Genomic DNA, 5,645 nt, shown 5'->3' on the forward strand with positions numbered 1-5,645 from the left:
TCGCCGCCCGCTCGTTCTTAACCGACTTGGAAAGCGGCCTGGAGTCGCTGGTCGACGTGCCGACGCTGCTCGTCTGGGGTGACGCCGACATCGCCTTCCGGATGAAGGAACTTCACCGCTGGGAGGGTCTGCTGAAACAGCACCACACTGTCGTCCTGAAAGGCGCCGGACACTTCGTTCAGTCCGATGCGCCTGCCGACTTCGCAAATGCCATTACGTCGTGGTGGAACCGGCGATAAGCCTGCTGCACCGCCTGCCTCCGACTAGTATTCGGCTCAATGAGTCGCAGTCCCGTTCGGCGGGCCTGTACCGGTGCTCGACCCCGGCGGCCCGGCCTGTGACCCTGACTGAGGCGCTTGACCTGACGCTGACCCCGACCCTGGCGCTGACGCCGACCCTCCGCCAAGGTCGGCGCCGGCCGGCTGCTCGTCTGACCCGCTGGCGTCGTCCGGGCAGAGGTCGGTTACCGCGGTTTGCTCGAACGTCTGAGCTTTTGCGTGACTGAATCCTGGGTTCTGCTGCTCGAGATTGGTGACGATCTCGTCGTCGCTCGACCCGGCCTCCAGCATTCTGCAGGCCGTCCTGCCGGCCGTCACCGTTGTGCTCGCGTCGTCGAAGTTGATCCCGGCGTTTTTGATGTCGAACAGGAAATTGCTGTTGTCGTCGGCGTGGGCTGGCGCCGCGAGGGCGATCGCGACGGCCGCGACGGCCGCGACGGGCAGCGTGAGTCGAATTCGCATGCATGCATCATCACCGCCACATGCCGCATTCGCACGCCGAGCGATTACTTTTAACACGTTGCTGAGGTCTTCGAAACAAGAAGCAACAAGATGCCGGTCTCTCGCGCAGGACTACCCTCGGTCGGACGCAGGCGCGGTCGCACCTGCTGAGACGACAATTCGCAGAGGAGTCGGTCGTCATGGCGAACGTCGTGATCGTGCTGTATCCCGACCCGGTGTCGGGCTATCCCCCGGTGTACGCCCGAGACAGCATCCCGTCGGTGGCTGGCTATCCCGACGGGCAGATCGTTCCCAGCCCCTCAGCGCTCGACTTCAAGCCCGGCGAGCTTGTCGGCTGCGTCTCCGGCGCACTGGGGCTGCGTAATTTTCTCGAAGAAGGTGGCCACCACCTGACGGTGACCTCTGATAAGGAGGGGCCGGGATCCGAGTTCGAGCGCGCCCTTCCCGACGCGGAAATTGTTATCTCGCAGCCTTTTTGGCCGGCATATTTGACCGCGGAGCGGATCGCCAAAGCGCCGAATCTCAAGCTGGCGGTCACCGCCGGAATCGGTTCTGATCACGTCGACATCGACGCGGCGATCGCCCACGACGTCACCGTCACCGAGGTCACCTTCAGCAACAGCATCAGCGTCGCCGAGCACACCGTGATGCAGATTCTGGCGTTGGTACGCAACTTCGTTCCGTCCCATCAGTACGCAATCGATGGTTGGAACATCGCCGACTGTGTCGAACGCGCCTATGATTTGGAGGGTTTCGACGTCGGAATCATGGCCGCCGGACGGATCGGCCAGGCGGTGCTGCGCCGCCTCGCGCCGTTCGATGTCAACCTGCATTACACCGACCGCCGCCGGCTGCCCACCGCAGTCGAACAAGAACTCGATCTGACATTCCATCCCGACGTGCAGTCGCTGGCCCGCGCGGTCGACGTGTTGTCCATTCACGCACCGCTGCATCCGCAGACTTACCGCCTGTTCGACGAGCAACTGCTGGCGTCCATGCGGCGCGGCTCGTACATCGTCAACACCGCCCGCGCCGAGATCTGCGTACGCGACGCGATCGTGGCAGCGTTGGAGAGCGGTCAGCTCGCCGGCTACGCCGGTGACGTCTGGTACCCGCAGCCACCACCGGCCGATCATCCGTGGCGAACCATGCCTCACCAGGCGATGACGCCGCACGTGTCGGGCACGACGCTGTCCGCGCAGGCACGTTACGCCGCCGGCACCCGAGAGATCCTGGAGGATTGGTTCGCCGGCCGGCAGATCCGCGAGGAGTACCTGATCGTCGACGGCGGACGCCTCGCCGGCACCGGGGCCGCCTCTTACACCGCGGGATCCGGCGGAAAGTGACTATCCGCTAGCCGACGGCCGTGACCGGTGGCGGGGCACTGCTCAGCCCGTCGCTGACCGGCGCGCGCGCCGGTCGCTGCCATACGTTGCCGTCGAGAACACCCGGCAGATCGGCCTCGTCAGCCACGAACACCGGATCGTCGCCGGCCTTTGATTGGCGTTGGAAATCCTTCAGCGCGGCGAACGCCCACCTGCCCAGCAGGCAGATCGCCACCAGGTTGACGATCGCCATCAGCGCCATTCCCAAATCGGCGAGCGCCCAGACGAACATCAGCTTCAACACCGCGCCGAGACCGATTGAGATCAGCGTCGACACTTTCAGCGCGGTGATCACCCGGCGCCGGCCGCCCAAGAAGAGCAGGTTGCCCTCCGCACATACGTAATCACCGAGCACAGCGGAGAACCCGAAGATGAACACCACCGCGGTCATCAAACCGGTGGTCCACGAGCCCAGCCCGGCGGCCACCGCGGACTGAGTCAGGCTCGCGCCGGTGACGGCGCCGGGATGCGCAGGATCGTAGACCGCGGGGCCGGACACCAACACGATGAACGCCGTCGCCGTGCAGACCACCATGGTGTCGACGAACACCCCCAGCGACTGGATCAGACCCTGCTCGACCGGATGTGACACGGTCGCGGTGGCCGCGACGTTGGGTGCACTGCCCATCCCCGCCTCGTTCGCGAACAGGCCGCGCCTGACCCCGTTAAGCATGGCGACCGCGATGCCGCCGGCGAACCCCCCTGCCATCGGGCGGATTCCGAAGGCACCACCGATGATCTCGCCGAACACGCTCGGCAGGTTGGTGATGTTGACCGCCACCACCACCGTAGCCAGCAACGCATACGCCAGCGCTACGACGGGCAGGACGACTCCGGCGAGCCGGGCCACGCTGCGCACTCCGCCGAACACGATCGGCGCCGCCAACGCGATCAGCGCCACCGCCGTCCAACCCACTCCGACATGATGCGAACTGTGCATAACATCGCTGATCGCATTGGCCTCGACCATGTTGAACGCGACGCCGGAGCAGAAGACCAGTAGTACGGCGAAGAACACCCCGCCCGCGCGTGAGCCCAGCCCCCGCTGGATGTAGTACGCCGGGCCGCCCCGGAAAGCCCCATCATCAGACCGAACTTTGAAGATCTGGGCAAGGGTGGCTTCGATCAACGCGGTCGCCATGCCGAAGGCCGCCGCCACCCACATCCAGAACACCGCACCGGGTCCTCCGACGGTCAGCGCGATCGCAACCCCGGCGATGTTGCCGACGCCCACCCGCGCCGCCAGCCCGACGCAGAACGCCTGAAACGACGAGATTCCGCCCTCCTGGCTGCCGGACCGGCGTAATTGGCGCAACATCCGGCCGAAGTATCGAAACTGGACAAAACGGGTCCGCACCGTGAAATAGATGCCGGCACCAATGAGCAAGTAGATGAGAACGTAGCTGTAGAGGGCGTTGCTGACCGGAACGACGAACGCCTTCTGCAGCACGTCCATACTGCTTCCTCCCAAGACCTGCGCGCCGTCGTTGTTTGCCGAGCGTATGCGCGGAATGTTGACGATACGTTTCGTCGCTTTGCCCTGGGCGGCGGCGGTGTAACAACTGAGTCACACCTCGCGCCTGAAAAACATTTGTTGCTCGCGCTGCTCGAACTCGAAGAAGGCGGCGGACCGCTGCACCGGGCGGGCCTGAACAAGCATCGCGTCGAGACGGACCTCATCGACATGCTGGAGTCGCTCGGCGGAGGCAACGACTGACGGATCGCATCCGGCTACCGTGGACTCCCGTGCTGGCCGTGCGGATTGCTGCCGCGGATTCCGTCGACGCCGAAGAGTTGGCCGCCCTCGCCGCCCACACGTTTCCGCTGGCATGTCCGCCGTCGGTCAGTGCCGAGAACATCGCCGCGTTCATCGACGCCAACCTGTCCGTCGCCCGATTCGTGGACTATCTGACCGACCCGGCCCGCGTGGTCCTGACCGCACACCACAACAACCGGATCGTCGGCTACACCATGCTGGTGCACGGCGTCGCCGACGACAACGACATTGCGCAAGCTGTCAAAATCCGCCCGGCCATCGAACTTTCGAAGATGTACGTGGTGCCCGACGAACATGGGGCCGGGGTGTCGGCGGCGTTGATGGAGCATGCGCTGGCTGCTGCCGCTGACGCGAACGCCGGCTGCGTGTGGCTGGGGGTCAACCAGAAGAACGCACGGGCACAACGGTTTTACTCGAAGCACGGCTTCACGGTCACCGGCAACAGGACGTTTCGTCTGGGCGGGCACTTCGAGCACGACTATGTCATGGTCCGCCCGCTGTGATCGGGGCCTGCAGACAGGCACGCCGGCGACGTGCTGCAATCGAGCACATGACTGACCCCGCCGCCGCAACACCCCTGCAGCTGCTCGGGTCGGTACGCGACATCGGCGACGGCGAGCTGCCGGAACTCTACGGGTATCCGGACGCCCCTCAGCGGGTGTGGGTCCGGGCCAACTTCATCACCAGCCTGGACGGCGGTGCCAGCGTCGACGGGACCACGGGCGCACTCGGCGGACCCGGCGACCGCGCATTGTTCAACCTGTTGCGCTCCCTCGCCGACGTCATCGTGGTGGGCGCCGGCACCGTCCGGGCCGAAAGCTACGGCGGTGCCCGGCTGTCCGCCGGGGAGCGGCGACATCGCCAGGCCCGGGGACAAAGCGAAGTGCCGCAGCTGGCGATCGTCACCGTGTCCGGTCGGCTCGACCACGACTTGCCGGTGTTCACCCACACCGAGGTGCCGCCGCTGGTGCTCACCTGCGCCGCGGCAGCCGACGCGATCCGCGACCGCCTTTCCGGCCTGGCCGACGTCGTCGACTGCTCGGGCGACGAAGCCCTCCGGGTCGACCTCTCCGCTCTCTTGGCGGCGCTGGCCGCCCGCGGACTGAGCCGGGTGCTCACCGAGGGCGGACCTACTTTGCTCAGCGCCTTCGTCGACGACGATCTGCTCGACGAACTCTGTCTGACGATCGCGCCATGCCTGGTCGGCGGAACCGGGCCGCGCATCGCTTCCGGTCCCGGTCAGGTGCTCACCCGCATGCGCTGCGCGCATATCCTGACCGATGAGTCCGGTTATCTGTACACCCGCTACGTGCGAAGCCGGCCCAGCGCCGCTCGCTAGTGTGGTCGCATGAGCCGGCCCGCCACGTCCGCGACGATCCTCCTCGCGGCGACCGCGTTGCTGGCCGGTTGCGTTCCCGTGCTGGCCGCCAACCCACATTTCGCGACCAACTCCGGCCGCCACAAGGGCGCGGTCCCGACCACGCCGCCGCCCAGTGGTCCTCCGCCCGTCGCAGCGCCCAAAAACGACCTGTCCTGGCATGACTGCACGGCACGCTCGTTCTCCGACGCCGCGGTGCCGGCCGCTCCTGGAGTCACGCTGGACTGCGCCACCTACGATGCGGACCTCGACCCGGCGAACGGCGCCAGCGGAAGCCTGAGCATCGGAGCAGTGCGGGCCCGCTCGGTGCAGACCCCGCCCGACGCAGGCCCGGTGGTCTTCACCACCGGTTCGGATCTGCCGTC

General features: G+C 66.3%; 6 protein-coding genes and 2 pseudogenes. 6 read left to right on the forward strand and 2 right to left on the reverse strand.

Annotation, left to right across the window (positions count from 1 at the left end; genetic code table 11):
• The coding region (locus tag WA317_RS00320) for an alpha/beta fold hydrolase (protein WP_425171134.1) at nt 1-239 on the forward strand (239 nt) is incomplete at its 5' end.
• A gap of 36 nt (nt 240-275) precedes the next feature.
• Here WA317_RS00320 and WA317_RS00325 read toward each other — a convergent pair.
• A complete protein-coding gene (locus WA317_RS00325) occupies nt 276-740 on the reverse strand; it encodes a DUF732 domain-containing protein (RefSeq protein WP_425171135.1) in 465 nt (154 codons plus the stop codon).
• 179 nt (nt 741-919) lie between these two features.
• Between WA317_RS00325 and WA317_RS00330 the strand changes: the two genes are divergently transcribed.
• Nucleotides 920-2,086, forward strand: a complete 1,167-nt coding sequence (locus WA317_RS00330; RefSeq protein ID WP_425171136.1) for an NAD-dependent formate dehydrogenase — start codon at nt 920-922, stop codon at nt 2,084-2,086.
• A gap of 7 nt (nt 2,087-2,093) precedes the next feature.
• On the opposite strand, the gene WA317_RS00335 is transcribed toward WA317_RS00330, so the two are convergent.
• On the reverse strand, nt 2,094-3,581 hold the full coding sequence (locus WA317_RS00335; protein ID WP_425171137.1) for an alanine/glycine:cation symporter family protein: 1,488 nt from the start codon (nt 3,579-3,581) through the stop codon (nt 2,094-2,096).
• A 129-nt stretch (nt 3,582-3,710) separates the two neighbouring features.
• Between WA317_RS00335 and WA317_RS00340 the strand changes: the two are divergent.
• The 4 genes and pseudogenes from WA317_RS00340 to WA317_RS00355 form a co-directional block, all read left to right on the forward strand.
• Nucleotides 3,711-3,842: pseudogene (locus tag WA317_RS00340) on the forward strand (Clp protease N-terminal domain-containing protein); the annotation flags it as partial.
• Between the two features lie 32 nt (nt 3,843-3,874).
• Nucleotides 3,875-4,405 carry a GNAT family N-acetyltransferase gene (locus tag WA317_RS00345; protein ID WP_425171139.1) on the forward strand — a complete coding sequence of 177 codons (531 nt, stop codon included), beginning with the start codon at nt 3,875-3,877 and terminating at the stop codon, nt 4,403-4,405.
• A gap of 47 nt (nt 4,406-4,452) precedes the next feature.
• Nucleotides 4,453-5,241 (forward strand): pyrimidine reductase family protein, encoded by a 789-nt coding sequence (locus WA317_RS00350; protein ID WP_425171138.1) that lies wholly within the window; start codon nt 4,453-4,455, stop codon nt 5,239-5,241.
• Nucleotides 5,242-5,250: 9 nt separating this feature from the next.
• A pseudogene (locus WA317_RS00355) lies at nt 5,251-5,645 on the forward strand (alpha/beta hydrolase); the annotation flags it as partial.

The sequence above is a fragment of the Mycobacterium sp. genome (genome assembly GCF_049802695.1).
GTDB lineage: Bacteria > Actinomycetota > Actinomycetes > Mycobacteriales > Mycobacteriaceae > Mycobacterium.

What these genes read in the sequence shown, in the direction of transcription:
- WA317_RS00325 (WP_425171135.1), bottom strand. Translation starts at nt 740, where the DNA reads ATGCGAATTCGACTCACGCTGCCCGTCGCGGCCGTCGCGGCCGTCGCG.
- WA317_RS00330 (WP_425171136.1), top strand. Translation starts at nt 920, where the DNA reads ATGGCGAACGTCGTGATCGTGCTGTATCCCGACCCGGTGTCGGGCTAT.
- WA317_RS00335 (WP_425171137.1), bottom strand. Translation starts at nt 3,581, where the DNA reads ATGGACGTGCTGCAGAAGGCGTTCGTCGTTCCGGTCAGCAACGCCCTC.
- WA317_RS00350 (WP_425171138.1), top strand. Translation starts at nt 4,453, where the DNA reads ATGACTGACCCCGCCGCCGCAACACCCCTGCAGCTGCTCGGGTCGGTA.